The organism is Hydrocarboniclastica marina (genome assembly GCF_004851605.1).
GTDB classification, from domain to species: Bacteria; Pseudomonadota; Gammaproteobacteria; order Pseudomonadales; family Oleiphilaceae; genus Hydrocarboniclastica; species Hydrocarboniclastica marina.
This window is the reverse complement of sequence record NZ_CP031093.1, coordinates 2,990,156-3,015,992: the sequence shown is the minus strand read 5'-3', so window position 1 is coordinate 3,015,992 and position 25,837 is coordinate 2,990,156. Positions and strand designations below refer to the sequence as shown.

At 58.6% G+C, this 25,837-nt stretch carries 21 protein-coding genes and 1 tRNA gene; 7 read left to right on the top strand and 15 right to left on the bottom strand.

From position 1 onward, the window contains the following. Positions 1-260: 260 nt before the first annotated feature. Positions 261-1,310: an efflux RND transporter periplasmic adaptor subunit gene (locus soil367_RS13395; protein ID WP_246065306.1), complete on the top strand. Its 1,050-nt coding sequence runs from the start codon at positions 261-263 to the stop codon at positions 1,308-1,310. Then, complete coding sequence (locus soil367_RS13390) at positions 1,307-4,333, top strand: efflux RND transporter permease subunit (protein WP_136549571.1); 3,027 nt, start codon at positions 1,307-1,309, stop codon at positions 4,331-4,333. The genes soil367_RS13395 and soil367_RS13390 overlap by 4 nt, the downstream gene beginning before the upstream one ends. A gap of 54 nt (positions 4,334-4,387) precedes the next feature. Here soil367_RS13390 and astE read toward each other — a convergent pair whose 3' ends face one another. The 11 genes from astE to soil367_RS13335 all read right to left on the bottom strand — a co-directional run bounded on the left by astE (position 4,388) and on the right by soil367_RS13335 (position 16,390). Then, positions 4,388-5,455, bottom strand: a complete 1,068-nt coding sequence (gene astE / locus soil367_RS13385; protein WP_136549570.1) for a succinylglutamate desuccinylase — start codon at positions 5,453-5,455, stop codon at positions 4,388-4,390. Between the two features lie 23 nt (positions 5,456-5,478). Further along, positions 5,479-6,201: an ABC transporter permease gene (locus soil367_RS13380; RefSeq protein ID WP_136549569.1), complete on the bottom strand. Its 723-nt coding sequence runs from the start codon at positions 6,199-6,201 to the stop codon at positions 5,479-5,481. After that, positions 6,194-6,907, bottom strand: a complete 714-nt coding sequence (locus tag soil367_RS13375; protein WP_136549568.1) for an ABC transporter permease — start codon at positions 6,905-6,907, stop codon at positions 6,194-6,196. The genes soil367_RS13380 and soil367_RS13375 overlap by 8 nt, the downstream gene beginning before the upstream one ends. A gap of 146 nt (positions 6,908-7,053) precedes the next feature. Further along, positions 7,054-7,809 carry a transporter substrate-binding domain-containing protein gene (locus soil367_RS13370; protein ID WP_136549567.1) on the bottom strand — a complete coding sequence of 252 codons (756 nt, stop codon included), beginning with the start codon at positions 7,807-7,809 and terminating at the stop codon, positions 7,054-7,056. 50 nt (positions 7,810-7,859) lie between these two features. Continuing rightward, positions 7,860-8,630: an ABC transporter ATP-binding protein gene (locus tag soil367_RS13365; RefSeq protein ID WP_136549566.1), complete on the bottom strand. Its 771-nt coding sequence runs from the start codon at positions 8,628-8,630 to the stop codon at positions 7,860-7,862. Positions 8,631-8,888: 258 nt separating this feature from the next. Next, positions 8,889-11,108 (bottom strand): EAL domain-containing protein, encoded by a 2,220-nt coding sequence (locus soil367_RS13360; RefSeq protein ID WP_136549565.1) that lies wholly within the window; start codon positions 11,106-11,108, stop codon positions 8,889-8,891. Positions 11,109-11,441: 333 nt separating this feature from the next. Beyond that, on the bottom strand, positions 11,442-12,185 hold the full coding sequence (locus tag soil367_RS13355; RefSeq protein ID WP_136549564.1) for an NYN domain-containing protein: 744 nt from the start codon (positions 12,183-12,185) through the stop codon (positions 11,442-11,444). 372 nt (positions 12,186-12,557) lie between these two features. Next, positions 12,558-12,633 (bottom strand) — tRNA-Phe (locus tag soil367_RS13350). A gap of 101 nt (positions 12,634-12,734) precedes the next feature. After that, positions 12,735-13,019, bottom strand: a complete 285-nt coding sequence (locus soil367_RS13345) for an oxidative damage protection protein (protein WP_136549563.1) — start codon at positions 13,017-13,019, stop codon at positions 12,735-12,737. Between the two features lie 96 nt (positions 13,020-13,115). Beyond that, the gene (gene mutY, locus soil367_RS13340; protein WP_136549562.1) at positions 13,116-14,189 is read right to left on the bottom strand and encodes an A/G-specific adenine glycosylase; all 1,074 of its coding nucleotides are present in this window, start codon (positions 14,187-14,189) and stop codon (positions 13,116-13,118) included. After that, complete coding sequence (locus soil367_RS13335; RefSeq protein ID WP_136549561.1) at positions 14,186-16,390, bottom strand: AsmA family protein; 2,205 nt, start codon at positions 16,388-16,390, stop codon at positions 14,186-14,188. The genes mutY and soil367_RS13335 overlap by 4 nt, the downstream gene beginning before the upstream one ends. A 312-nt stretch (positions 16,391-16,702) precedes the next feature. Here soil367_RS13335 and soil367_RS13330 point away from each other — a divergent pair, with 312 nt between their 5' ends. The 5 genes from soil367_RS13330 to hisF all read left to right on the top strand — a co-directional run bounded on the left by soil367_RS13330 (position 16,703) and on the right by hisF (position 20,221). Beyond that, the gene (locus tag soil367_RS13330) at positions 16,703-17,173 is read left to right on the top strand and encodes an SRPBCC family protein (protein ID WP_136549560.1); all 471 of its coding nucleotides are present in this window, start codon (positions 16,703-16,705) and stop codon (positions 17,171-17,173) included. Between the two features lie 161 nt (positions 17,174-17,334). Continuing rightward, positions 17,335-17,928, top strand: coding sequence for an imidazoleglycerol-phosphate dehydratase HisB (gene hisB / locus soil367_RS13325; RefSeq protein ID WP_136549559.1), 594 nt, complete (start codon positions 17,335-17,337; stop codon positions 17,926-17,928). A gap of 118 nt (positions 17,929-18,046) precedes the next feature. Next, on the top strand, positions 18,047-18,694 hold the full coding sequence (gene hisH / locus soil367_RS13320; protein ID WP_136549558.1) for an imidazole glycerol phosphate synthase subunit HisH: 648 nt from the start codon (positions 18,047-18,049) through the stop codon (positions 18,692-18,694). 13 nt (positions 18,695-18,707) lie between these two features. Next, positions 18,708-19,451 carry a 1-(5-phosphoribosyl)-5-[(5-phosphoribosylamino)methylideneamino]imidazole-4-carboxamide isomerase gene (gene hisA / locus soil367_RS13315; protein ID WP_136549557.1) on the top strand — a complete coding sequence of 248 codons (744 nt, stop codon included), beginning with the start codon at positions 18,708-18,710 and terminating at the stop codon, positions 19,449-19,451. After that, positions 19,448-20,221: an imidazole glycerol phosphate synthase subunit HisF gene (hisF, locus tag soil367_RS13310; protein ID WP_136549556.1), complete on the top strand. Its 774-nt coding sequence runs from the start codon at positions 19,448-19,450 to the stop codon at positions 20,219-20,221. Before hisA ends, hisF begins: the two co-directional genes overlap by 4 nt. 155 nt (positions 20,222-20,376) lie before the next feature. Here hisF and soil367_RS13305 read toward each other — a convergent pair whose 3' ends face one another. From soil367_RS13305 to gpmI, 4 genes are all read right to left on the bottom strand, one after another. Continuing rightward, positions 20,377-21,216 carry a divergent polysaccharide deacetylase family protein gene (locus tag soil367_RS13305; RefSeq protein WP_246065305.1) on the bottom strand — a complete coding sequence of 280 codons (840 nt, stop codon included), beginning with the start codon at positions 21,214-21,216 and terminating at the stop codon, positions 20,377-20,379. A gap of 62 nt (positions 21,217-21,278) precedes the next feature. After that, positions 21,279-22,790, bottom strand: a complete 1,512-nt coding sequence (locus soil367_RS13300) for a S41 family peptidase (RefSeq protein WP_246065303.1) — start codon at positions 22,788-22,790, stop codon at positions 21,279-21,281. Positions 22,791-22,905: 115 nt separating this feature from the next. Continuing rightward, positions 22,906-24,138 carry a murein hydrolase activator EnvC family protein gene (locus soil367_RS13295; protein WP_136549554.1) on the bottom strand — a complete coding sequence of 411 codons (1,233 nt, stop codon included), beginning with the start codon at positions 24,136-24,138 and terminating at the stop codon, positions 22,906-22,908. Positions 24,139-24,157: 19 nt separating this feature from the next. Next, a complete protein-coding gene (gene gpmI / locus soil367_RS13290; protein ID WP_136549553.1) occupies positions 24,158-25,708 on the bottom strand; it encodes a 2,3-bisphosphoglycerate-independent phosphoglycerate mutase in 1,551 nt (516 codons plus the stop codon). Positions 25,709-25,837 lie beyond the last annotated feature (129 nt).

Below are 25,837 nucleotides of genomic sequence, written 5' to 3'. Positions count from 1 at the left end.
TCTTGGGCCGCTTTACTCAGGATGCGTAATCCAGAGTTTATCCAGTCAGGCATGCAAAATCTGTTGACAGCATGTTATTTAATGACAGCGTGTCTTAATGTATTGTCATTTCTTTTTAAACGCTGCGCAAGTTCTCTATGGGGATCTCTATCATGGTTTGGCGTCATCTCATCTCCGCGCGGGTGTTATTCGTTCTGCTCCTGGCAACTCTTACTCTACTAAGCGGTTGCAGCCCTGGCGAGTCTTCAGAAGTGGATCAGATGAAGCCGGTCCCGGTCCGGGTCTCGCCGGTCAATGGCGAATCCCAGGCGCAGCCACTGCGGTTCCCGGGCACCGTCCGGGCAAGGGAACGGGCTGAGCTGACGTTTCAGGTTAGCGGCACCGTCGACAAGCGTCCGGTGAAGTTAGGTCAGTTCGTTGAAAAAGGCGAAGTCGTCGCAACACTTTATAACCCGAAACTGGAGCCGGCAGTGAAGTCTGCCAAGGCGAGGTTGCGCGAGCTGCAGGCTCGGGCTGGCCAGGCGACACGCGAATTAAGGCGTGCTGAGGCGTTGCACGACCGCGGTGTCCAGTCTATCCAGGGTCTGGAGCAGGCACGCGCTACCGAAGAAAGTCTTGCTGCGGCGGTCGAGACGGCACGTGCCGCGCTTGCAGAAGCACAGCAACTGGCTGCAGAAACCAAGTTGAAAGCACCGTTTGCGGGGCGCATAGAAACCCTGCTGATAGAGCCTGGCGAGTACGTCAATTCCGGCCAGCCCATCATGAGCCTGTCGGCTGATGATGGGATGGAAGTCGCGATCCGGGTGCCAGAACACCTGCTAGCCGGGCTGAAACCGGGCGATGACTTGCCCGTCTGGCTGGTTCGCGAGCGGGGCAAGGCCCGCGTGCCCGCCAAAATAGCGGAGATCGCGAAAGCCAGCGGCAGTGCGGGTCAGTTGCAGGTGCTGGTGGTCTACCTTGAAGATCCTCCACCGCCGGAGCAGCCCGTCATCCGGGCGGGGCTGTCCGAGTCGCCCGCCGCGCCCCCGGGCATTCCCGTGCCAGTGGCAGGCACACCGGTGGAGGTCGGCATCCCCGCGCGTCACCGCGACGCGTTAAGTGTCCCGATGCTCTCGGTCATGCGCTCGGGTGAGGGCGCGGCAGTGTTTCGGGTAGACCGAGAGAAAGCCCAGCGCGTACCGGTCGAAGTAGTGCAACTGCTGGGAGAAGAGGTGCTTGTGAGGTCACCTGGCCTGGTGCCGAACGATCAGGTTGTCTACGCGGGAATGTCCCGCCTCGCGGATGGCGACAAGGTTGAGGTGGTGCAGTGATAGACCGCCTGCTCGCCAACCAGCGGCTGCTGGGAATGGTTGTTGCCATGCTTTGCCTGCTCGGGCTGGCCTCTTACCTGACAATGGCCCGCCAGGAAGACCCCAACTTTCCTCACCGTGCCGGCATTGTCACGGTTGTGTATCCGGGCGCGACTGCGGAGTCTGTGGAGCGTCTGGTCCTGGATCCGCTCAGCGACGAGTTGCTCCAGGTCGAAGAGGTGGACATTGTCGAGGCGACCGCCCGGGCTGGCGTCGCAATGATCCGGGTGCGCCTGTGGGACACGATCTACGACACTGATTCTGCCTGGGAACGCGTACGTCAGGCTATGGACCGTGCCGAACGGGACTTCCCGGGCGGCATCGACAGAATGGAACTGGACGATCGTATTATCGATAACCCGACGGTGACGCTGGCCATCACGGGCTCACCTTCGGTCATCGAGATGTCAGCGGCGGCGGACCGGCTCAAGCAGGCCCTCTCCGACCTGCCGGGCCTGGCCCGGGTCGAGGTGGCAGGCGATGTCGACGAGCAGATCACGCTAGGGCTTGACGATTCGGCCATGCGACGCATGGGGCTGACACCGGACAATCTTCTGAACTCCCTTGCGGTTCGCAATCGGGTTATACCCGGCGGGCACGTCACTGCTGATGGTAAGCGAATAGGTGTTCTGCCTAACAGCGAGTTTTCGAGCCTCGAAGATCTTGCCGCCACTGCGGTGGAGTTGCCGGACGGCGGTCTGGTGCCCCTGGCGGCGGTGGCCGAAGTCTGGCGCGGCCCGGTTGAACCGCGTCAGGCTGAGAGCTGGTATGACGGTGAGCGTGCCGTTACCGTTTCGCTTTTTGTCCGTGCGGGGCAGACAGACGCCATCGCCTTTGGCGAGGCTGTGCGTGAGCGTTTAACGCAGCTCCGGCCCCTGTTTGAGCCTCTGCAGATCAACGAGATGTTTTTCCAGCCAGATCAGGTGCAAGAACGCCTCTCTGATCTTGAAGTAAGCCTTATCTTCAGCGTACTGATCGTCATCGCCGTGGTGTTCTTCGGCATGGGGTTGCGTATGGGCGTCCTGGTCGCGACAACCTTGCCTCTGGTCGCGCTGATCAGTCTTGGTCTGTATGACCTCGGCGGCGGCATACTTCATCAGGTTGCTGTGGTGGGTATGGTCATCTCCCTGGGTATTCTGATCGATAACGCTATCGTCATCGTCGAGAATATACAGACCCGCCTCAATGCGGGTGCAGGACGGAAAGAAGCAATGTCCCGGGCGATCTCTGAGTTGGCAGGCCCGCTGGGCGCTTCGACCGGGACGACGCTTGCAGCGTTCATGCCCCTGCTCCTGTCCAAAGGCGGTACCGGCGATTTCACCCGGGGCATCCCTGTGATGATCATGCTGACCCTCTCGATCAGCTACCTGCTCGCAATTTCGGTCATACCTTTACTCGCCGGACGTTTCCTCAAACCCAGTCCCGACCGCGACGACCCTATTGGTGGGATGGCACTGCGTCTGGGCCAGTTTTCTGCTGAAGCACCCCGCACCGTTCTGGCGATTGGTGGTGGCATGATGGTCCTGAGCTTGCTGATGGTACCGTTCATGAAACTGCAGTTTTTTCCCAACGCCGACCGCCCCCAGGTCGTCGTCGAAATGAGAATGCCCGCAGGTACCGACCTGGCTGAGACGGGGGCGGTGGCATCCTCCCTGGAGAAAATTATCAGGCAACGACCGGAAACTGAATCTGTGCATCGGTTCGTTGGATACGCGGGGCCTGCCTTCTACTACAACCTGATCCCGTATCCCGAAAGTCCGAACCGTGCGCGGCTGGTCGTCAATACGCCTTCTCTGGAAGACACTCGCGCCCTGATGTTATGGCTGAGGGAAGAGGGCGCACAGCACGTGCCACAGGCAGAGCTTGTGGCGAGTATTCTCGGCCAGGGGCCGCCCCGGGCCGCCCCGGTAGAGGTACGTCTTTTCAACCCCGACCAGCGTTCGCTGGGCGCTGCTGCCGAGCAGGTGTTCCGGCTGCTGCGGAGCCATCCAGGCACCGTCGATGTGCGTCATGACCTGGACTTTGGCGCGCCTACACTCCTGATCGAGGTGGACGACGCTATCGCGGCCCGTCACGGGGTAACAAGAGCCGATGTGGCCCGCTCGCTATACGGCCAGAGTTTCGGGCTGCAAATCGAGCAATACCGGCGCGAGGACGATCCCATAGCCCTGGTATTGCGCTCACTCGAGGGCGCTGACCTACCGGTTGAGCGCTTGCTGTCGGTCAACATATACAACGACCGCGGGGAAGGGGTTCCCTTGAGTCAGGTCGCCCGCGTGGACAGCAGTTGGCAGCCCGCTGCCATCTATCAGCGCAATGGCGCGCGGGTGACGAGTGTCTTCGCCAACCTTCGGCCCGGATACAGTTACAGTCAGGTACTAGGGGAACTGGAGCGTGGGCTGGATGAGACCCCGTTACCCCTCGGGACACGTATGGAGTATGGCGGGGACAGTGAAGGCTCAACTGACGCCAACAGTGCCCTTCTGAAGTCGGCCCCTGTCGGTGTACTGCTCTTGTTGTTTTTCCTGTTGCTGCAGTTCAACTCGTTCCGGCGGGTAGCAATCGTATTGACTACCGTGCCCCTGGCTGCGGTGGGGGTTATCCCCGGGCTGGTGCTGTCGGGCTCGGCCTTCGGATTCCAGTCGGTGCTTGGTGTTATTGCACTTGTGGGCATCGTCGTTAATAACGCGATTGTGTTGATTGACGTGTTGGACCGCCAGTTAGCTCGCGGCGAGACCATTGCCGATGCGGTGCAGGAAGCTGTTATACAGCGCGCCCGGCCGATTCTCCTGACCACGGCCACCACCGTCGCGGGGCTTTTACCACTGGTGTTTTCGAGTTCAACCTTGTGGCCGCCCATGGCCTGGGCCATCATTTCGGGGCTGCTGGCTTCGACTGTATTGACTTTGCTGGTGGTGCCGGCGATCTGTCGGCTCAGCCTGGCCCGCGATGTTGTACCCCAGGCTCCCTTGAAGGAAGCATGAATGGTTCCTGATCGGCTCAGGCGTTCAGTTGCGCCGTGGGGTGCTAGCCTGGAATCAGCCTGGGTCGGTCAGGTTTGCCAATAGCAGGCCAACCCGCTCGCCGACAGGGACGTGACGGTTGGGAAAAACGATAAACTCGGCGCTGTGCTTGACCCGGTACTCGGTCCCGGCGTCTCGCCAAATCTGAGTCCCCTCGGGATAAGCGGTGAAGTTGGCGACGTTGTCCTCAATGTTCAGCACAAAGTCTTTCGAGGTCTTGATGACCTCGTGCACAACCCTGAACTGTTCCAGCTGGCCCGGCTTGGCCTCGCACGGCAGCTTGCCCTGGAGCAGTTCTGTAAGGGTGCGCCCCAGGCGGCTTATCCGTGAGAGGTCATTCTGACCGAACGGGTGCACCTTCCCCAACTCCAGGGTGAAGCTCTCCGCAGCAAAGGCATTGGCCGTCCAGGATGAGAAAGTATTTTGTGGCTTGTGGTGATGTAGCACGGTCGTGACGTCGCTTGCGAGCAAGATACCGGCTTGCGTGGACGGCAGCTCCTTCGCTTGCGTATGGCCGTCCTGCTGGGGCAGGGGGACGTAAGGATATAACGCGAATTTCTCCCGCTGCGAATCACGTAGTGCCGTATGCAAGTCGTAGTGGAACAGCGGCAGGTTCTCGAGCACGAATCGGCGGACCTGCTGTTCCAGCTCCGCCGCGCGTCTCTTCTCCAGACAGCGCTCGTCGGCTGTCGGGACATGGGCCCGACCAAATAAACGGTTCAGGTTCTGGTCGACATACCGGGTCTGCTGGCGCATCGCAGACGGGTTCCCGAATATCACCAGTGCGCGGCTCCCGGCTGTGAATTCGCCGCTGAGCAGGCGAGTGACCATCGAGTCGCAAAGTTCAATCGGCGCGGTCTCATCCCCGTGTATACCCGCCGAGAGGATGAGCTGCAGCGTGGGCGGTTTTGCTGGCTCTATCTTGAGGATGCCCTCTGCGAGCAGCGTTACTGTAGCGCCATCCTCAAGCACCGTCTGCACGGGGTAAATCGTCTGTCCTGCCTTGGTCTCAGTGACAGTAAGGGTATGGTCAAGAAAACCGTTACGGCCATTGAACAGGCTGATTAAGGCGTTTACCGTCATTGGATCCCTCCCGTCAGCTTGAGTCAGGCTGGTGCCGGACGTTGATGGGCCATGAGTCGGTGTTCCAATCTACGAAAGCCATAGACCAACATGAAAGTCAGAAGGAGGTATAGTAGCGCCGCGAAACTGAAGGCGACAAAGGGCGTATAGAACCTGGAGTATATGTCTCGCGCGGCGCCCGTGATGTCGACAATAGTGACAACGCTGGCGATAGCGCTTGCATGCAGCATGAATATGACTTCGTTGCTGTAGGCAGGCAGTGCTCGGCGGAATGCACTGGGCAGAACAATCCTGCGCACACGCAGCAACCAGGACATCCCGTAGGCCTTGGCGGCCTCGATCTCTCCTTGCGGCGTTGACTGAAGCGCGCCGCGGAGAATCTCGGTCGTGTAGGCCGCTGTATTGAGCGTGAAGGCGATGAGCGCTGGATAGAAAGGCTCGCGGAACACCTCCCACCAGAACGTTTCCTGGATGCCCGGGATCTGGGCGACCCCGTAGTAAATGATATAAAGCTGCACCAGCAGGGGCGTGCCACGGAACAGGTACGTAAAGACCCAGATCGGACCCGAGACGAACACACTCGGGGTGGTTCGCAGGATCGCAAGAGGAACGGCCAGCACCAGGCCGAGCACCAGTGACAGGAATACCAGCTGAACCGTTGTTGTCACCCCATCCCAATAGTGGAGCAGCGTCGTCGCAGTAAAGATGTCGTTGCCTGCCAGCCAGATCTCAAACTGCTCAAGCATTGTTCGACCCTTGCGCAAGCCCGTGGCTGTAGCGCTTCTCAAGCAGCTTGAGGCTGATTTCAGACACGGCGGTCAGCGCGAGGTAGATTACCGCTACCGGAACAAAGAACTTGAATGGCTCGTGCACCGCCTTGGACGCATCGCTGGCTATGCGCACCATGTCTGTCAGGCCAATGATCGATACGAGCGCTGTCGTTTTAAGCAGCACCAGCCAATTATTGCCAATGCCGGGGATGGCGTGGCGGACCATTTGAGGGCACATGATACGGCTGAAAATCTGCCACGCACTCATTCCGTAGGCTTTGCCTGCCTCTATCTGACCCTGTTCGATTGCAAGGAAAGCACCGCGGAACGTCTCTGCCATGTAAGCGCCGAAAATAAACCCGATCGTGAGCACGCCAGCAATAAAAGGGTCAACGTTGACGAAAAAGTCCACGTTGTAGTTGTCGTAGATGTAGTCCGACAACTGGTTCATCAGCACCTGGCCGCCAAAAAAGATCAGCAGCATCAACACCAGGTCCGGTATGCCCCGAATGACGGTGGTGTAAACCGTCGCGATGATCCGTGCTGCCCGGTTGCGGGAAAGCTTGGCCACCGCGGCGACCATACCCAGAAACAAAGCCAGCGCCAGGGAAAGGAAGGCCACCTGTATGGTTAGCCAGGCGCCTTCGAGGATGGACGGGCCGTACCCCTCTAGATCAAGCATGCGGAGCCCTATGGGTCTCTGGTCAAACGGGTTTGTGTTCTGCAGTGGCCAGCCACCGCCCCGGGGCGAAGAAACCGCGTTGGGACGGAAGGTGGCCGGTCGTCCCGTGCGTACTGCTCAGCACGGGACTCCGGGGCAGGAGTGGTTCAGACTTTGATACTGTAGTCGAAATACTTTTTCATGATCTCGTCGTAAGTGCCGTCGTTCTTCAGCTTTTCCAGCGCTTTGTTGAAGCGCTCAGCCAGGTCTTTGTCACGCTTGCGAAAAGCCACTCCCATGCCTTCGCCCAGCTTCACTTCCTCTCCGACCGTTTTGTAGCCGTCTTTCTTCAGCAGGGTCTCTTCCCCTACGGGGTAGTCCAGGAAGACCAGGTCCAGGCGCTGACCTTCCATGTCCAGGACGAGATCATCCGACGTGGTGTAGCGCTTGATGTCCGCAACCGAGCCAAAGTTATCGCTGACGTAGGCGTCCTGGGTCGTGCCGCGCTGGACCCCAATAACTTTGTCTTTCAGCGCTTCCTTATCAACAGAGTCAATAGTCGAGTCTTCCGGCGCGAACCAGGCGGAGGGCGTGTTGTAGTATGGCTCAGAGAAGAGCACTACTTTCGCACGGTCCTCGGTAATCGACATGGACGACATGATCGCATCGTATTTGCGTGCCTGAAGGCCAGGAATGATCCCATCCCAGGCTTGCACCACAAACTCGCAATCGGCCTTGAGTTCTTCACACACCGCCCGGGCCAGATCTACCTCAAACCCGGTAAGCTCGCCATCCGGAGTACGAAACTCGAAGGGCTCGTAGGGAACGTCGAAAGCAATGCGAATTTTATCGCCGTCTTGTGCATGAACACTACTTGCCGCCATCGCCAAAGCGCACAGAAGCATGACCATCATTTTTTTCATTGTGGATCTCCAGTGAGTGAGCAAAACAGTCGCGAGCTCAAGGCCGGTCCTCAGTAGGTGGGGGCCAGGAACTGTTTCATGCGCTCCGACTGCGTGTTGTCAAAAACCTCTTCCGGCGTACCCTGTTCCTCGATCATTCCCTGATGCAAGAACAATACCTTGGTGGAGACGTCACGGCAAAAGGCCATTTCATGCGTGACCAGGATCATTGTCCGCCCCTCCTCAGCGAGATTCCGCATTACCCGAAGCACTTCCCCGACCAGTTCGGGGTCCAGGGCCGATGTGGGCTCATCGAACAGCATGACTTCTGGCTCCACCGCGAGGGCGCGCGCAATGGCAGCGCGCTGCTGCTGGCCGCCCGAAAGTTGTGCCGGGTAATAATGTTTGCGGTCGAGTATGCCGACCCGGTCGAGGTAGGCTTCAGCCCGTTCGATGGCTTCTTTTTTGGGCACCTTGAGTACATGAATAGGCGCTTCTATGACATTTTCGAGCACGGTCATGTGAGACCACAGGTTAAAACCCTGGAAGACCATCGCAAGTTTACTGCGCATGCGTTCTACCTGGCGACGGTCGGCGGGCTGCTCATTACCATGGCGGTCCTGGCGGAAAGCCACAGGCTCACCGTGGACGATAATCTCTCCGGAAGTAGGCGTTTCGAGCAGGTTGATACAGCGCAGGAAGGTACTTTTGCCGGAGCCTGACGACCCGATCAGGGTGATTACGTCGCCTTTCAGTGCCTCCAGGGAAACACCCTTGAGCACTTCCAGGTCGCCGAATTTCTTGTACAGGTCCTTCACGATCAGCGGTGAAACGGCGGACATACTGCGGTGCTCCTGATGGCTTGAATAAGTATCTCAGACTCAGATCGCGCACCGATAGCGGTTCAGAAGCAGGCGCATGTACGGTTCGCGGGACCGCCCTAGCTTGAACCGGGAAGTTGGCCTGGCGCAACTGTGGGCGAATTTTGACGGCAGCTCATCTACCATATGGCTGCAGGTTTTCTTCGTGGCCGACTGCAACTGCAGGTCGCCTCAGAGCTGATGTAGGGCTCGTTCGGTTCTACATGCCACGCGGCCTTCTTAGCGGTTTGCGTCAAGCGCGAGCAAAGGCTCGGGGCGATGGATGATAAAACCCTGCGCATAGTCGACGCCAATTTCAGCTAGCCGGCTGAGCACTGCTTCAGTTTCAGCATACTCCGCCACTGTTTTTATACCCATTACCCTGGCAATGCGCGCGGTGGCGTCGACCATGGCGCAGTCTATCGGATCATCGACAATGTCACGCACAAAGCGGCCATCGATCTTGAGGAAATCCACCGGCAGGGTCTTCAAATAGGCGAAAGATGACATCCCGCTGCCGAAGTCGTCGAGCGCGAACATGAACCCGAGAGCCTTGAGCTCCGTCATCATGCGGGCCGCGTTGGTCAGATTGGCGACGGCCGCGGTTTCGGTTATCTCGAAACAGATCGAAGCGGGGTTTATCCCGAACTGCGCAGCCTGTGCACCGGCGAAATCAACGAAATTCGGGTCATTCAGCGTCAGCCCTGACAGGTTAATCGAATAAAAGTGCTTTTCCGCAGCGTCCTTCTGATTTGCAACATAGGCTATGACCGCGCGCACCATGTAGCGATCAATCTGCGGCGACAGGTTATAGCGCTCTGCCGCTGGCAGGAAGGACATTGGCTGAACCAGGGTGCCGTCGACGTCTTCCAGACGGACCAGAACCTCTACCCATTCGGGCTCGTGCCCGGCCCCCCCGAGCAGACTGATACGCTGGCCGTAAAGTAGCAGCCGATTCTCCTGAAGGGCGCTTCGCAGGCGACCGAGCCAGTCCATTTCCTGCCGGCGCTCGATCAGCTCTGCATCGCCTGAATCATAGACGTGGATCCGGTTGCGGCCCTTTTCCTTGGCCAGGTAACAGGCCGAAGCGGCTGTGCTGAGGATTTCCTTGAGGGTAAACCCGGCACCGTCAAAGCCGACGACACCTACGCTGACGCCTAGACCGAAACGTAAACTGCCCCAACAGAACTCAACGTCAGACAGACGCTCTCGCAAAGACTCGGCCAATGCCGCACCCCGCTGGATTGAAAAGTCCGCCAGCAGGACGCCGAATTCATCACTGCCAAGACGCGCCAGTGTTGCATCTACAGGCAAACCTTCTGACAAGAGATCGCTGCAGCGCCGGAGCAACTCATCCCCAGCGGCGTGCCCGCACGTATCATTGACCACTTTGAACTGATCAAGGTCGAGGTGGAGCAGGACGTAAGAAGCTCTCGTGTCCTGGGCGATCCTGATGGCCTGCCCAAGCTTCTCCTTGAACTCCCGGCGGTTCAGTAGTCCCGTCAAGTCATCATGGGCGGCCAGGTAACCGAGCTCCTTTTCAAGCTTGTACGATTCGGTCACATCATGGCCTGAGACGAATATACCGCTTACAGTGTTGTCTTCATCGGTGATGGCCTGAAAGATAAAGTCCACATATATGGAACGGGGCTCATCCTCTCCGGGAGGATGGATAATGATGTGTTCCGCCCGGCCTACATAGGGCTCACGGCTCTGGTAGACATGGTCCAATAGGCTGAAGAATTTCTGGTCCGCCAGATCAGGCAAGGCCTCGCGCACTTTCATACCAACGGCTTCGCGGCCTATCAATTGTCGATAGGCTTTGTTAGTCAGCTCGAAGATGTGTTCCGGCCCTTTGAGAATAGCGACAAATCCCGGCGCCTGTTCGAACAGCGTTCGTAAATAGTGACGTTCTGCGTGCAGCGCCGAATTTGCACCCTGGGCCAGGCGCGCATGACGGAAAAGCACGCCTGCAAGTGGTGTATCCGTGACATCGTCAGCAGTGCCCGGGGCAAGCTTTTCATTTTCCCGGGTCTGCATTTCCGTCACGTCGAACACGTTTTGCATGAGCAGGACCACTTCACCGCGATCATCAAGCACCGGCACATGGGTGGCGCTCCAGTAGCGGTCCTCATAGGCCTGGTCTATGGCCGGATCCCGGGCAATAGGATAATGAACCGCAGCCACGGTCTCTGGCACTTTGTTCGACCTGACCCGATAGAGGGAGTCGCGAATGGTGCCCGCTTCGGGGATATGCAGGGGGAAGGCTTCAAACAGGGGTAGATCGACAAGTTCCACCAGTTTTCTGCTCGTGACCCGGAGATAGGCATCATTGGCGTCAACGATGATCAGGTCCGGAGTCATGACAAGCGACGGAGTGGATGACTGACGGAACAGGGCCTCGTAGTCAAGCGGGGAGCTTGAGTTGGAGCCCGCGGATTTATCGCTACTGGTACTCATGTTTGCAAGGCCCCGTGCCTCAAGCTGAACCTTTATCCGGCGTAGTTCGGGACCGGCGGTTTTACATGTGTTATGACAAGACAAGTCTTTCCCAACACCAGCATACTAGGGTCGGGTCGGTGGTTATCATGACAGGATGTTAAGGTTGTATTCGTTAGGACACTTTTATTTTCAGTAGCTTATTAAGCTTCTCGTGAGTATTTCTCAAGACGGCTTATGCTATTGAAGCAAGTCGCATTTTACTGCCCGGAATCGGACAAGACAAATCCGGCCTCTTTGGTCGCGACAGAATTTCAAAGTAGAAGGTAACTCTAGCTCTAGTGCGTCCGCTGATCACCCGGGGCTCTTGATGTAGAGAGTGCCTTTATCTCTCTCGTCGATCTCGAACAGCTTACTGGCACGGAGCAGGTCACTGAGCTTTTTATAGCCGTAGTTCACCGGCGAGAATGAGCTGTTGTTGGAAATGTACTGACCCACTCGGGCCAGATGTGCCCAACCGTCATCATCGGCAGTCTGCTCGACAGCTGTACGTAGCGTCCGAACCAGCAGGGAGTCCCCACGAAGCTTATTCTTGTCCCACCGGGATGTCGCGGCAGGCTTTAGGTCACCAGCGTTATTGACGGTGGTCTGTTCCTCGCTCGCGCCGCTGAGGTTTTCCGTGTAAATGAACTGCGAGCACGCGTTTACGAAAGGCATCGGTGTTTTAAGCGCGCCAAAGCCGAACACAGGCAGCCCGGCCTCAAGAATTCGCATAGCCAGGGGCGTAAAGTCGCTGTCGCTGGTCATCAGCGCAAACGCATCGACGTTGCCGCTGTATAGCAGATCCATGGCATCAATGATCATGGACGCATCGGTGGCGTTCTTGCCCGCTGTATAGGCAAACTGCTGGATCGGCCGTATAGCATTGCTGTGCAGCTTCTCGATCCAGCCACCCAATTGCGGACCGTTCCAGTTGCCGTGAGCATGGCGTACGTTTACCGCCCCAAATTTCGCGAGCTCTTGCAGCACCCCTTCAATAGACTGATGGCTGACATTGTCGCAGTCGATCAGGAGTCCAATCTTGTAGTTAGTGTCCATTTCCCGGCCTCGTGGCTATTCCGCTTCGCTAGACATTGGTGGCTAGACATTAGCACGTGAATGGACATATGCGGCTGCGCGGTTGCTGGGTGAGGTGGGGTCAGCCGGCCTTTTAGAATAATGGTGCCCAGACGCGGAATCGAACGCGGCCGGCGAGGTCACGGACCCTGGCGCCGTCAGGTGCCCGTCTGTGGTGAACTCTCGGGCAATAAAAAGGCCGACTAATCAGCCGGCCTTTTAGAATAATGGTGCCCAGACGCGGAATCGAACGCGGCCGGCGAGGTCACGGACACTGGCGCCGCCAGGTGCCCGTCCGTGGTGAACTCTCAGGCAATAAAAAAGCCGGCTTGGCAGCCGGCTCTTAAATAATAATGGTGCCCAGACGCGGAATCGAACCACGGACACGGGGATTTTCAATCCCCTGCTCTACCAACTGAGCTATCTGGGCAACGGGGCGCTATTAAACCCGTTTGCTTGCGGTGAGTCAAGGGTGAGCTGGCCAGATTTTTTCAGCTTTGGGCGACTCAGGCTGTTCAAACTGTTCGCTATTTACTCAGGGTTATCGTTGGTCGGTGGCGTGTAGCCCTCGGCACTATCGTAGCTTTCGTTGCTGAGGAAGTGCTTCATCTGCGTCAGCAAGTACTTGCGGGCCTCAGGGTCCATCATGTTCAGGTGTTTTTCGTTGATCAGCATAGTCTGGTGGTGCTGCCACTCCTCCCAGGCCTGCTTCGACACGTTTTCAAAAATGTCCTGACCCATGGCTCCGGGCAGGGGCGGGAAGTCCAGGCCATCCATCTCTTTCTGATACTTGCGGCAAAATACGGTACGGCTCATCAAGACTCCGGTCGTGCTGTTTGGGGAAGTGTGTTGCGCAATCATACCAAAGGCTGTATCCGACGTGGCAACGGTACTGAATAACCACACGTCACACTAGGCTTCCAGGCAAAGTCCGGGCTCCATCAAGACCTTGCGGATGGGTGCGGGAAGGCCTCGCGCCACGGCGTCTGATGGCAGCAGCCAGTCGCGGTTGTCAGTGTCGGCCACGGCGGTCGTGCTGGTTACAGCGAGGCGCACCGGCTGAACGTCCAGATGATAATGGCTGAAGGTATGTCGGAAGCTCGCGAGCCTCTCGGGCGTTCCACAGGATAGCCCCAGCGTCTGCTGGCAATAGCCCGGAAGGTCATCTGCGTCCAGGTCGGCATCTGCTTCAGGTAAGCTCCACATACCGCCCCAGATTCCGGTTGGCGGGCGCCGTTCAAGCAGCAAACGTCCTTTGCTGTTTTCCAGCCAGAGTAACCAGACCGCTTTCTCGGGCATAACCTTTTTCGGCTTCGGGGCGGGGTAATCGTGGGGGTTGCCCTTCAGTTGTGCCTCGCAGAAGCCCAAATGCGGGCAATCCAGGCATGCAGGACGCCGGCGGGTGCAGACCAGTGCCCCAAGATCCATACTCGCCTGGGTGAAGGCCTGCATCCGCTCGGCGGTAACGTCGCGAGGCGTCTTCTCTTCTGCGTGACGCCACAGTCTGTTCAGCACGTCGCTGCGCCCTGGCCAGCCTTCCACAGCGTGGTAGCGGGCCAGCACGCGTTTGACGTTACCGTCGAGGATAGCGGCGGGCTTGCCGTAAGCCTGTGCCAGGATTGCGCCGCCGGTCGACCGGCCAATGCCCGGCAGATCGACCAGTGCCTCCAGTGTGTCCGGAAAGACCCCATGGTGGCGCTCCGCAACCAGCTTGGCTGCGCGGTGGAGGTTGCGGGCCCGGGCGTAATAGCCGAGTCCCGCCCAGTGCTGGAGCACATCGTCAAGTGGCGCCTGAGCCAACGCGTTGACATCCGGAAAGCGGCTCGTAAATCGCTCGAAGTAAGGTATAACCGTGGCCACCTGGGTCTGCTGGAGCATGATCTCCGATAGCCAGACCCGGTAGGCGTTGCGGTTTCTATGCCAGGGCAGTGCCTTGCGTCCGTTGCGGTCATACCAGTCAAGCAAGCGCTCCGCATAGGAGTTCATCGATTGAACAGGCCCTTCACGGCGTCCTTGATCTGCTTGCGCGTTCCGCTGTCTTCTTCGCCACCCAGAACCTTGTCCAGTTGCTTGTCGACGGCGCGATCAATTTCCTTGTTGGCTTTGCGTTGTACGTCTGCTTTGGCCATGTCCTTAAGGGCGTCGCGAAAGCGCGATCCGTCGAAGGAGCAGAGGCTGCCTGGATCCTCCAGGCTGCCCCGGCATTCCAGCGGAATAGCGATGTTCATTATGCGTTCGTTGACCCGGCAGGCGTTGTTCTCGTGCACCGCACCAACTACCCGCAAGCCCAGTTCGTAGTCGAGCATCATCCTGGCCAGGTCTACCGTACCCTCGCCGTCGAGATCCAACCCTCCGAGCGCCGCCGAGAGGTTGTTATTGTCGAGGACATTGCCGTCTATCTGCATGACCGCGCTGAGGTCTTCAAACTTCGTACGCGCCGGCCAGGTACTGGTATCGATAGTCTCCCCGTTTGCGAGCGCAATTCCCTGGCAGGCGTAGGCCGTCAGGTTGACTGACTCAAACGCGCCATCTGCCATAGTGAAGGACGCGTTACCGTCGGCATTTTCTCGCAGGCTGGAGACGCGGTTACCGGTGGTGGTGACATCCGCGCGCAGGTTGATCTTGCCGGAAACAAGCTCGAGCTCTGCCAGGTCTCTCAGCAGTGGCAGGGTCTCAACATTGTTCAGGCGCTGGCTGACCTGCCATTTCGGGGTATCGCTGCGCGCGTCGAGACGGGCCGTGAGGAGGACGTCACCGCCATAAAGTTGAGCTTTTACAGGGTCGACGTTGATAAGCCCGTTTTGACCGGTGGACCGGACCTCAATGTCGGAAATTGTAAGGTTCTTGGCGATCAGTTCACCAAGGCCCAGGCGTACGTCGAACACGAGATCGCGCAATGTTTCCAGCGGGAGAAGGTCTGTCTCAGAGGTTTCGGCATTCTCGGCATCCGCAGCAGTCGGTGCCGCCCCGGCAGCTCCTTGAGCGTCGGCTACGGCGGGCGCATCTTCCTCTTCTGACGGCGGCGGCAGATACCGGTCAAGATTGAGCTTGTTGCCCTGCAGATTCAGTTTTACTGCGCTGTCGGCAAAGCCATAGCGGCCGGTGCCCTTGAACTGGGTCTGGTCAAGTGTGAGCACAAGATTATTGAGCTCGAGCTGGCCGGCTGGTCCTGCAATGTCAGTTTCGAGGCCAATCTGCTGCAGCGTGTCGGGGTCCTGGGTTTCGATGGGGGGTTGGCCCAGTGCTGCCAGCAACACCCGCGCAGAAAACGGCTCGATCGCAAGATTGCCGTTAATCTGTGGCGTGTCCCCGAAACCGTCGATGTTGACGTCAGCGCGCAGCACCAGGTTGGCAAGCTGCACCCGAAGATCTGCGAGAGAAGCGGTTTCGGTATCAAGGTCCACTTTCATGTCGCCGGAGAGGGCCGCCTCTACCGTTTTGCCGCCTACGGGCTCCCCTGCAACCTGGTATTGGCTCTCCAGGTCGTTGATAACGAAGCGCTTTAGGTCTTCAGAGACGTTGACGGCTGCGGTAACGCTGCCTTCTACATCAAGCGGGGGCTGGCTGGTGGCTACATGGAAGTTCAACTCGAAAGGAAAAGTCGTGCCCAGGCTGATGTTTTCGGACACCAGGTTGACCCGGTCCAATACAAGCTCCTGGCCACTGGCCTGATCAGTGAACCTGAGCTCTGCGTCGGCGATACGCACTTCATTTATTTCAAACTGCAGGGGCTGGGACTGCTCCCCGGTTTCGGTCTCAGGAGTTTCTGCAGCGGCCGGTTCGGTAGGCTGGTCCGGCGACTCGCGCATGATCCGCTCCCAGTTGCCTTCGCCTTGCTCATTGCGCACAAGATTGGCCGTCATGCCTTCCAGGATAAATGTGTCGACCTGTGGTTCGAAGCGCAGGAGGGACCACAAATCAACCTGGGCAACGAGGTTGTCGAGTCGCGCAAACAGCTCGCCATCAAGGTCAGCGTTAACGTCGTTGAGTGTCAGGCCCAGCGGGAATAAGGACCAGTCGATATCGCCATCCAGGGTCAGGTCCAGCCGCGTCGCATCCTCAACGGCGCTCTCGATCTGGGGCTTGTAGGTATTGGGATCAATCACCAGCGTTGCAACGACGACCAGGGCAAACAACAGTGCGACTATACCCAGAAGCGTAAGACCCAGTATGCGGAAGACTTTCATGTGCTTTTCCCTGTTGCGATTGTGTTGTCGACTCTCTGCTCCATTGATCGACCCGAGTACGAGACCGGCTACCACCCTACCTGATGTGCAGGAAATGTTAAGCCGGGGAATCTATCGCAGCCAACCCTGCGCGTGATTCTACCTATTTGCGCACCGGGTCGACACTGACGGGTAAAATGGATAATCTTGCGCGCGAGTAATTCAGGGCGGGCAACGATCGACTGCCAAAACAAATATAGGGACCGGGATTTCCATGCCTGGGGCGGATCCGCTCAGGAAGTGAAAGGAAAAGTCGGCCAGTTGGAGATCACTATGACCATTCGTGTTGGTATTGAGATTAACCGTTCGTTCGACGTTGAGAGCGACTTTGACAGCGTGTTTACTTTACTCGCCGATGTTCCTGAGTCGACCCGGTATTTTCCCAAGCTTGAGCGACTGGAACCCATAGGTGACAACGCTTACCGCTGGGAGATGGAGAAAATCGGCATTGATAAGCACTCGTTGCAGGCCGTGTACGCGTGTCGGTATCACGACGACCGCGATGCGGGGGAGATCACCTGGACGCCGGTAGAAGGTGAAGGCAACGGTATCGTATCGGGCAAGTGGAAGGTCAAGAAAGGGCAGGGCGGGCGCACGCACCTGGAGTTCAGGACTGAAGCCGAGATGACTCTGCCTCTGCCGGGACTGCTCAAGTTGGCCCTCAGTCCGGTAGTCAAGCATGAGTTCAACTCGCTGGTTGACCAGTACATCCAGAATCTGCAGAACCATTTCAGCAAATCCTGAGCTGGGCTCCGGGACTGATAACCAATTGTCTGGTTCGCAGCAGAGGCGACGGCGCCAGCCGATGTCGGTATAATGGCGTTCTCAATCGTCGTGGGCCGCGTACACGCGCGCGACCCCGCGGCGGTATCTAAGTCAGTTTCAACTCATAGCCCAGAGGCACCATGTCAGAGCGCAAGGCGCGGGTGGAACGCAACACCCTCGAAACCCAGATCACCGTTGAGCTGAACCTGGATGGCACCGGCGTCGGAAAGTTCGATACCGGCGTGCCTTTCCTTGAGCACATGATGGACCAGATCGCCCGTCATGGCCTGATCGACCTTGATATCAGGTCCCGCGGTGACCTGCAGATTGACGACCATCACACGGTCGAAGATGTCGGCATCACATTGGGCCAGGCGTTTCGGCAGGCGGTGGGCGACAAAAAGGGCATAAGGCGTTATGGCCATGCCTATGTTCCGCTGGATGAAGCCCTGTCGCGCGTAGTCATTGACCTGTCCGGGCGCCCGGGGCTGATTCAGAACATTGATTTTACCCGCGCTGTCGTTGGCGGCTTTGATGTGGATCTGTTTGAGGAGTTCTTCCGGGGCTTCATAAACCACGCCATGGTTACGCTGCACATCGATAACCTGCGAGGCAAGAACACCCATCACCAAATCGAAACCGTATTCAAGGCGTTCGGACGCGCGCTGCGGATGGCGGTCGAATTTGACGACCGCATGGCGGACATTACGCCATCGACCAAAGGTTCGCTCTGAGCCGTAGCCAGGGCTCTGGTCCATTGTTCTGCTCGAGCGTATTGATCGCCTTGAGCCTGGTCCCCTTGCCGGGCTCCCCTGAAGTCCTGTCTGATAAAAAAACCACCCGTGAGGTTGCATGAAAACCGTTGCTATCATCGATTACGGAATGGGCAACCTGCACTCAGTCGGTAAAGCTGTTGAGCACGTGGCGCCTGACCTTCGCGTCGAAGTGACATCTGATCCGGCTGTCGTGCGGGAAGCCGACCGGGTCATACTTCCTGGCGTTGGGGCAATACGGGACTGTATGGCAGAAATTCGCCGGCTCGGAGTTGATGAACTCGTCCGCGAAGTCAGCCGCGACCGGCCGCTGTTGGGCATATGCGTAGGCATGCAGGCTCTTCTCACCCGTAGCGAAGAGAACCAGGGCGTCGATTGCATCGGCCTGTTCCCCGGCAGTGTGGACTTTTTTGGCAATGAGCTGCGTGAGGGGGACCTGCGACTGAAAGTGCCCCATATGGGCTGGAATGAAGTCTGGCAGAACCGACAGGCCGCGCACCCCATTTGGCATGACATACCCGACGGCGAGCGTTTTTACTTCGTCCACAGCTATTACGTCGCCGCCAGTAACGCCGCAACAATCGGTCGGGTTCACTACGGCGTAGACGCGGCCGCGGCGCTCGCCAGAGACAACATTGTCGCGGTCCAATTTCACCCGGAAAAAAGCCATAAGGCCGGGTTGCAGTTGCTGAAGAACTTTATCGCCTGGCCGGGCGCGAACTCATAACAGGATTACCCCCATGCTGATTATTCCCGCTATCGACCTGAAGGATGGGCAGTGCGTACGCCTGCGCCAGGGCCGGATGGAAGATTCAACCGTGTTCGATGACGACCCTGTAGAGGTCGCCGGTCGCTGGGTAAATGCCGGAGCACGGCGCCTGCATCTGGTTGACCTCAATGGGGCCTTTGCCGGTGAGCCTGTCAACGGCGAAATCGTTCAGGCTATTGCCCGCCGCTACCCGGCGCTGCCCATCCAGATCGGCGGCGGTATCCGGTCGCTGGACACTATTGAAGCCTACCTTAAGGCGGGCGTTGAGTGGGTCATCATCGGTACCAAGGCAGTTAAGGAGCCGGCGTTTGTGGCTGAAGCCTGCAAGGCCTTCCCCGGCCACATCATTGTCGGGCTCGACGCCTCTAACGGGTTCGTGGCAACCGATGGTTGGGCGGAGGTGTCCGAGATTGCGGCCGTCGACCTGGCTCGCCGGTTTGCCAGCGATGGCGTCAGCGCTATCGTCTATACCGATATCGCGCGGGATGGAATGATGCAGGGCGTCAATGTCGAAGCGACCGTTGCCATGGGTCAGGCGAGTACGATCCCGGTGATCGCATCAGGCGGTGTCACTAACATGGACGACATCCGGCGTCTGGCTGAAGTGGCAGACCAGGGCATCCTCGGAGCCATAACAGGCCGCGCTATATACGAGGGCGGCCTTGACGTCGCCGAGGCTCAAGCCTGGTGCGACGCCCGGAACCAAGCGTCATGAGCCTGGCCAAGCGGATCATTCCGTGCCTTGATGTGGATAAAGGCCGGGTCGTCAAAGGCGTCAATTTCGTCGGCATTCGGGACGCTGGTGATCCGGTTGAAATAGCCCGCAAATATAATGAGCAGGGCGCCGATGAGATCACCTTTCTCGACATTACCGCGAGCCATGAAAGCCGGGATACCACCTATGAAACGGTCGAGCGTATGGCCAGCGAGGTGTTTATTCCGCTTACAGTAGGGGGCGGTGTTCGCAACGTCGACCATATCAGACAGCTGCTGAATGCGGGCGCCGACAAGGTTTCGATCAATACAGCGGCTGTTTTTGAGCCCGAATTCGTCCGCCAGGCCGCGGAGCGCTTCGGCAGCCAGTGTATCGTGGTCGCGATCGATGCCAAACGGGTCAGCCGCGAAGGCGAGCCGCCCCGCTGGGAAATATTTACCCACGGCGGCCGTAAACCAACGGGTCTCGACGCGGTAGCCTGGGCGCGCAAGATGACTGATTTCGGAGCAGGCGAGATTCTGCTGACCAGCATGGATCGTGACGGCACAAAAGCCGGATTTGATCTGGGTGTGACCCGCGCCGTGAGCGACGCGGTGCCGGTCCCCGTGATTGCTTCAGGTGGGGTGGGGACCCTGGATCATCTGGTCGATGGGGTTATTCATGGTGGGGCGGATGCAGTGCTCGCCGCGTCCATTTTTCACTTTGGCGAATACACCATACCCCAGGCGAAGCAGTATATGCGGGACCGCGGCGTAGAGGTCAGGCTTTAGTAAAACCAGTCCGATGCCTGGCAGAGCGCGGCGGATCTGCCGGTGTCTCACGGCCTCAATATTATCCACTGAACCTCAACGTTATCCGCTGAATAGACGAGCGGCTTTGTTCGGAGGCGCTGAAGCTGGTCAGCGGCGCTCGCCAAGCCCGTGCATCAATTCGGCAGCTCAGCAGAGCCTTTGGTGACAACAGGCCGGACCAGAAGCTCGATCCCTTCTGCCAGGCCTTCTTCGCGCCTGGCTACGACAGTCGGAGCGGCATGCACGGGTTGTCGTTTATCGACAAACATCGGCCGGTGCTGGTTTCGCAGTCGCCAGAGCGCGCCGACGGTCGCCACCGCAATACCCTTCTCATCCAGCTCCGGCAGGTGTTTTTCCAGATAGCTCACCGTGACTTCGTGCGGATGCCCAATTGCTATCGCCGAGCCATTCCGGCGGGCAATTTCAATCAGCAGTTGAAATTGCTGGTGTACATAGTCTTCGGTTTGCCTGTGATCGAGGAATACGTCCCGGCTGAGGGTTGGGATCTTCTCCTCAAGGGCAACATCAGCCGCGACGGTGGTGGCGATGGTCCGACTATCGACGAAATAGAGCGGATAGCGACGTAATTCCTGCATGACTGGGCGCATCATTTCCCGGCTCTGAGTCATCAGGCTGCCCATGTGGTTGTTGACGCCACTGACGTGGGGGACCGACTGCAAGGAAAGTCTCAGGCTTTCTCCCAGGGCCTGAGCAGACATTCCCACCTCGAGCCCGCCGGGGCCTAGCGCATAACCCGCCATATTGGCCATGGGCGCGTGCAGGATGATCTCCTTATGGTTCTGATGCCCGGCTTCTGCAAGCGTCGTCGTATGGCGGCGGAACGGCAGGAACGCCAGCGTTAGCGGAAAGTCCAGATCCACCAGACGCTGGCCTGTGGAATTCTGATGGCCCATGTCATCAATGATGATCGCGATGGTGGGCGGCGGACCTTCCGCTACTGCTGTGTCGGCCATGAGTGAGCACGCCGGACTGAGTCCCAAAATCAACGCCAGGGTGTGTGCCAACGGGCGTGCGATCATTGTTTCCGGTTGTCCTCAGGACCATCGAACGCCGGCTCAGGCGTGTCCGTCCGGTGCATGATTGCGAGCCCCTTCAGCAGGTTCAGCGCACTACGTAGCTGATAATCCTGGTCGACCAGGGAAGGCTCGCTCTGCTGTTCGTCGGTTTCGCTATCCTTGCTGTCAGCTTTCTTCTGGGCGGGCTTCTTTCCCTCCTTCTTTTTATCCTTGGTCTCGGAGTCAGCCTCGCTACTGCCGTTTGTCAGGTGGCCACTCAACTCAGCTTCGCTGAAGAATGGCTGGTTTTGCGTTTCAGTGATTTTCGCCGACTTCACTTCGATATCAGGCTCGATACCGAGCGCCTGTATGGAGCGCCCGCTCGGCGTAAAGTAGCGAGCAGTCGTCAGCTTGATCGCGGTTTCACCATCAAGTGGCATGACGGTCTGTACCGAACCCTTGCCAAACGATTCGGTGCCCATGATGACTCCGCGCTTATGGTCCTGCAGGGCACCTGCCAGTATTTCGGAGGCCGAGGCGGAACCGCCGTTTATCAGAACAACAATCGGAATGCCCTGGGTCAGATCACCGGGCTCCGCGCGAAACTCAAGTTTGCTGGCGTCGACCCGTCCCTCGGTGTAGACCAACAGGCCATCGTCAATAAGTGCATCCGCTATTTCAACAGAGGCCTGAAGCACGCCCCCGGGGTTATTGCGCAAGTCGATCACGAGGCCTCGCAGGGGCCCATCCGCGTGTTTCTGCAGGCGTTGTATAGCATCGCGGAAATCGGGGCCCGAGGTCGCCTGGAACTGGGTGATGCGGATATAGCCAAAGCCCTGGTCCAGCATACGTGATTTGATGCTGGTGACCTTGACGACATCCCGCTCAACTTCGATTTCAATCGGCGCGCTTTCGCCGTCCCGGACAATTGTCATGGTTATCGTGGTACCCGGAGCGCCGCGCATCTTGCCAACGGCCTCCTCCAGCGACATGCCTTTGACCGTCTCGCCGTCGAGCTTGACGATGAGATCGCCCGGCTGGATGCCAGCGCGGGAAGCCGGCGTGTCATCGATGGGAGCTATGACCTTGACGAAGCCGTCTTCCATGCCCACTTCGATGCCGAGGCCGCCGAAGCGACCGGATGTGCTCTCTTCCAGGTCGTGAAACTCGTCTGACTTGAGGTACGCAGAGTGAGGGTCGAGACCGCTGAGCATGCCGTTAATGGCATGGTCGAGCAGTTCTGAGTCGGACACGTCCTCAACATACGCGCGCTTTATCCGGTCGAATATCGCAACGAACCTGCGCAGCTGTTCGAGCGGCAACTCGCCGGCAGCATCCTGGGCGGTCTTGTCGACGTTTTCGGTATCCTCGAGTGTACCTTCGGGTATCGGCAGGATACGTTCCGCCGGTGCGTCGGGATCGACGACGGGGGAGCTGTCGGGAGCAAGTTCCTCCGCGAGTGAAGTCCCGGAGAAGGCCAGCGCCATTATCAGAGCATACGGCGCAAGCGAGCGAATACTGGAGACTGTCATGAAGTGGTCCTGTAGTCCTGTTCGGGGCAACTGGCGTTTCCCGGCTGATGCTTAACTCTGGCTGAAGATGGCAGAATAGGTCAATAAAACCATTTCTGCCCGTGCTTTGCCGGATTTACTGTTTCCCTAGCCATTTGCCGGGGTCGATGGGTTTGCCATGCTTGCGTATCTCAAAGTACAGGCCAGGCGGATTGCCGCCGCTGTTACCTCCCAGGGCGATGGCTTCCCCGGCGCTGACCCAGTCACCCACGTTCTTCAGAAGTCCGTCGTTCTGGCCGTACAGGCTCATGTAGCCATCGCCGTGATCGAGAATCACCAGCAACCCGAAGCCACGCAGCCAGTCGGAGAAAACCACCCGGCCGTAGTGGACGGCTCGAATGGCAGCGCCGGCGCTCACCGCTATTATGGTGCCGTTGCGCCGGAGTTTACCGCCGGCCATGGGCTCACCATAATGCGCCAGGACCTTGCCGGGTGCTGGTCGTGGCAGCTTGCCTGCAAGTGCACTGAAAGGCGTGGACTCATCTGGCAGCTCCAGATTCTGCACCGCTTCTTGCACTCGCTTAAGAAGCTCCTCCAGACGCTCGCGGTCCGCCTGCAACCGCTCCAGCTCGCTTTTTTTCTGCCTGATTTCCTTGTCCAGTGCAGCCAGGGTTTCGCGGCGTTCAACCTGGCGCTCTTCCAGATCGCGGCGTTGGGCCTGGGCAGTTGCCCGAGCCTCGGACAACTCGTTCCGTGCGACGAGCGCGGCGGCGCGATTTTCACGCAGCGCCGATAAAGTCTGCTGGAACTTGTTGAGTCGCTCGACCGCATCCTGACTGATGTAGTCGTGGTAGGCCATCTGGCGCGATAGCTGCTGGGGGTCGGACTCGTTCAACAGCACCTTCAGCCCGGGCGCATCACCGAGCTTCCACGCGCTCAGTAGCTGGGCTTTCAGCGAGCCGCGCTGCTTCTCAAGCCGGGCACGAAGTGTTTCGGCCTCCTGGTCGAGTGTAGCCAGTTGGGCTTGCGTTTGTTGCTGCTGTTCTCCCAGCCGATGCAGGCGGCTGTTTATTCGACCGATGTCCTGTTCCAGGCTTTTGACCTTGCGCGTTAGGTCGCTGCGGTTCTCTTCCGCACTGTTTAACCAGCGGTTCACGGCCTGGATGCGTTTTTCGAGTTGCTCCAGCTGACGGGGCGATACCTGGGGCTCGCCCCAAGCCTGACCGCACAATACCAGAACGGACAATGCCAGACCGAGCATAACCGACAGAAGCCCTCGCGGTATCCGCGAGCATGCTGAGCCCAGGTGTTTTCCGGGTTTCGGGGGTGCCTCGCCGGACTTGGCAGCGGTGCGCATTGTCAACGACATCCGGGTGAATGCTTCCTGTTCAGATCGCCTCAACCAGTGATTCACCGGTCATTTCCGGTGGCTGCTCTAGCTTCATCAGAGTCAGCAGCGTCGGCGCGACATCGCTGAGCTTGCCGCCCTCGCGGAACTTGACGTCAGCAGGGCCAAGGTAGACCAACGGCACGGGTCCGCTGGTATGGGCGGTGTGAGCCTGACCCGTTCCGGCGTCGGCCATCTGCTCGCAATTGCCGTGGTCGGCCGTCACCAGCGCCTGGCCACCAACGGTTTCGAGCGCAGCGTTAATACGCTGCAGGCAGTGGTCGATGCATTCGGCGGCCTTGACGGCGGCGGCGAGATTGCCGGTATGGCCGACCATGTCACCATTGGCGTAATTGCAGACGACCAGGTCGAACTTACCGCTGTTGATCGCTTCGACCAGTTTATCGGTTACCTCCGGCGCGCTCATCTCAGGTTGCAGATCGTAGGTTGCAACGTTGGGCGAGGGCACAAGGATACGCTCCTCACCTTCGTAGACCGCCTCCCGGCCGCCGCTGAAAAAGAAGGTCACATGGGCATACTTCTCGGTTTCAGCAATCCGCAGCTGGGTCTTGCCCAGTTGCGAGACGTAGGCGCCTAGGTCGTTTTCCAGCGTGGCCGGGGGGTAGGCGCAGGGTATATCCAGATCGGCGGAGTATTCGGTTAGCATCACAAACTCTGCAAGCCTGGGCTGTCGTTTACGGGTGAAGCCGGTGAAACTGTCGCCTTCCACGAAGCAGCGGGTGATCTCGCGTGCGCGATCGGCCCGGAAATTCATGAAGAGCACCGCGTCGCCGTCGCGGATCGCGCCGGCGTCATGGTCGGCGTGCTGGATGCGGGTCGCCTGCACGAACTCGTCGTCTTCGCCGCGCTCATAGGCCTGCTTCAGTCCTTCAGTCGCGCTGTCGGCTGTGAACGCGGCCTCGCCCCCGGTCAGCAGCTTATAAGCCTTTTCGACACGGTCCCAGCGGTTGTCCCGGTCCATGGCGAAGTAGCGCCCGATAATGGTCGAGATACGGCCGACACCAAGATCGCGCAGTTTGGCATCGAGCCGGTCTAGGGAATTCTTTGCACTGCGTGGCGGTGTGTCCCTGCCGTCGAGAAACGCATGGACGAAAACCTGCCTGGCGCCTCGGCTGGCCGCTAGCTCGGCCGCAGCATGCAGGTGGTCTTCGTGGCTGTGAACCCCGCCGGGAGAGACCAGCCCTAGCAGGTGCACGGCCTTGTCGTTAGCTACTGCCTTATCGATGGCGTTGGTCAGCGCTGCATTCTTCTGGAACTCGCCGTCTTGAATCGCCTTGGTTATGCGCGTGAAACTCTGGTAGACAATGCGTCCTGCGCCCAGGTTCATATGACCGACTTCGGAGTTGCCCATTTGTCCTTCCGGAAGACCTACGGCCATGCCTGATGTATGAATCAGGGTTTTCGGGCGTGTCGCCCAGAGACTGTCCCAGAAAGGCGTTTGAGCGTTACTGATGGCGTTATCTTCGGCGGGGTCCTGATGTCCCCAGCCATCGAGAATGATCAATGCAGTGGTTTTCCGGGTATCGCTCATGACGTGGGAATGCCTCCGGTATGCAAACGAAAACGCCGATTCTACCGTGTTGGTTGCCGGGGAACCATGGAAACCCGCAGGACCTCGGCCAATCCGCGGTTGCATAGGGAAGGCTCAGGCCGAACCCCC

What these genes read in the sequence shown, in the direction of transcription:
- soil367_RS13395 (WP_246065306.1), top strand. Translation starts at nt 261, where the DNA reads ATGAAGCCGGTCCCGGTCCGGGTCTCGCCGGTCAATGGCGAATCCCAG.
- astE (WP_136549570.1), bottom strand. Translation starts at nt 5,455, where the DNA reads ATGACGGTAAACGCCTTAATCAGCCTGTTCAATGGCCGTAACGGTTTT.
- soil367_RS13380 (WP_136549569.1), bottom strand. Translation starts at nt 6,201, where the DNA reads ATGCTTGAGCAGTTTGAGATCTGGCTGGCAGGCAACGACATCTTTACT.
- soil367_RS13375 (WP_136549568.1), bottom strand. Translation starts at nt 6,907, where the DNA reads ATGCTTGATCTAGAGGGGTACGGCCCGTCCATCCTCGAAGGCGCCTGG.
- soil367_RS13370 (WP_136549567.1), bottom strand. Translation starts at nt 7,809, where the DNA reads ATGAAAAAAATGATGGTCATGCTTCTGTGCGCTTTGGCGATGGCGGCA.
- soil367_RS13365 (WP_136549566.1), bottom strand. Translation starts at nt 8,630, where the DNA reads ATGTCCGCCGTTTCACCGCTGATCGTGAAGGACCTGTACAAGAAATTC.
- soil367_RS13360 (WP_136549565.1), bottom strand. Translation starts at nt 11,108, where the DNA reads ATGAGTACCAGTAGCGATAAATCCGCGGGCTCCAACTCAAGCTCCCCG.
- soil367_RS13355 (WP_136549564.1), bottom strand. Translation starts at nt 12,185, where the DNA reads ATGGACACTAACTACAAGATTGGACTCCTGATCGACTGCGACAATGTC.
- soil367_RS13345 (WP_136549563.1), bottom strand. Translation starts at nt 13,019, where the DNA reads ATGAGCCGTACCGTATTTTGCCGCAAGTATCAGAAAGAGATGGATGGC.
- mutY (WP_136549562.1), bottom strand. Translation starts at nt 14,189, where the DNA reads ATGAACTCCTATGCGGAGCGCTTGCTTGACTGGTATGACCGCAACGGA.
- soil367_RS13335 (WP_136549561.1), bottom strand. Translation starts at nt 16,390, where the DNA reads ATGAAAGTCTTCCGCATACTGGGTCTTACGCTTCTGGGTATAGTCGCA.
- soil367_RS13330 (WP_136549560.1), top strand. Translation starts at nt 16,703, where the DNA reads ATGACCATTCGTGTTGGTATTGAGATTAACCGTTCGTTCGACGTTGAG.
- hisB (WP_136549559.1), top strand. Translation starts at nt 17,335, where the DNA reads ATGTCAGAGCGCAAGGCGCGGGTGGAACGCAACACCCTCGAAACCCAG.
- hisH (WP_136549558.1), top strand. Translation starts at nt 18,047, where the DNA reads ATGAAAACCGTTGCTATCATCGATTACGGAATGGGCAACCTGCACTCA.
- hisA (WP_136549557.1), top strand. Translation starts at nt 18,708, where the DNA reads ATGCTGATTATTCCCGCTATCGACCTGAAGGATGGGCAGTGCGTACGC.
- hisF (WP_136549556.1), top strand. Translation starts at nt 19,448, where the DNA reads ATGAGCCTGGCCAAGCGGATCATTCCGTGCCTTGATGTGGATAAAGGC.
- soil367_RS13305 (WP_246065305.1), bottom strand. Translation starts at nt 21,216, where the DNA reads ATGGCCGACACAGCAGTAGCGGAAGGTCCGCCGCCCACCATCGCGATC.
- soil367_RS13300 (WP_246065303.1), bottom strand. Translation starts at nt 22,790, where the DNA reads ATGACAGTCTCCAGTATTCGCTCGCTTGCGCCGTATGCTCTGATAATG.
- soil367_RS13295 (WP_136549554.1), bottom strand. Translation starts at nt 24,138, where the DNA reads ATGTCGTTGACAATGCGCACCGCTGCCAAGTCCGGCGAGGCACCCCCG.
- gpmI (WP_136549553.1), bottom strand. Translation starts at nt 25,708, where the DNA reads ATGAGCGATACCCGGAAAACCACTGCATTGATCATTCTCGATGGCTGG.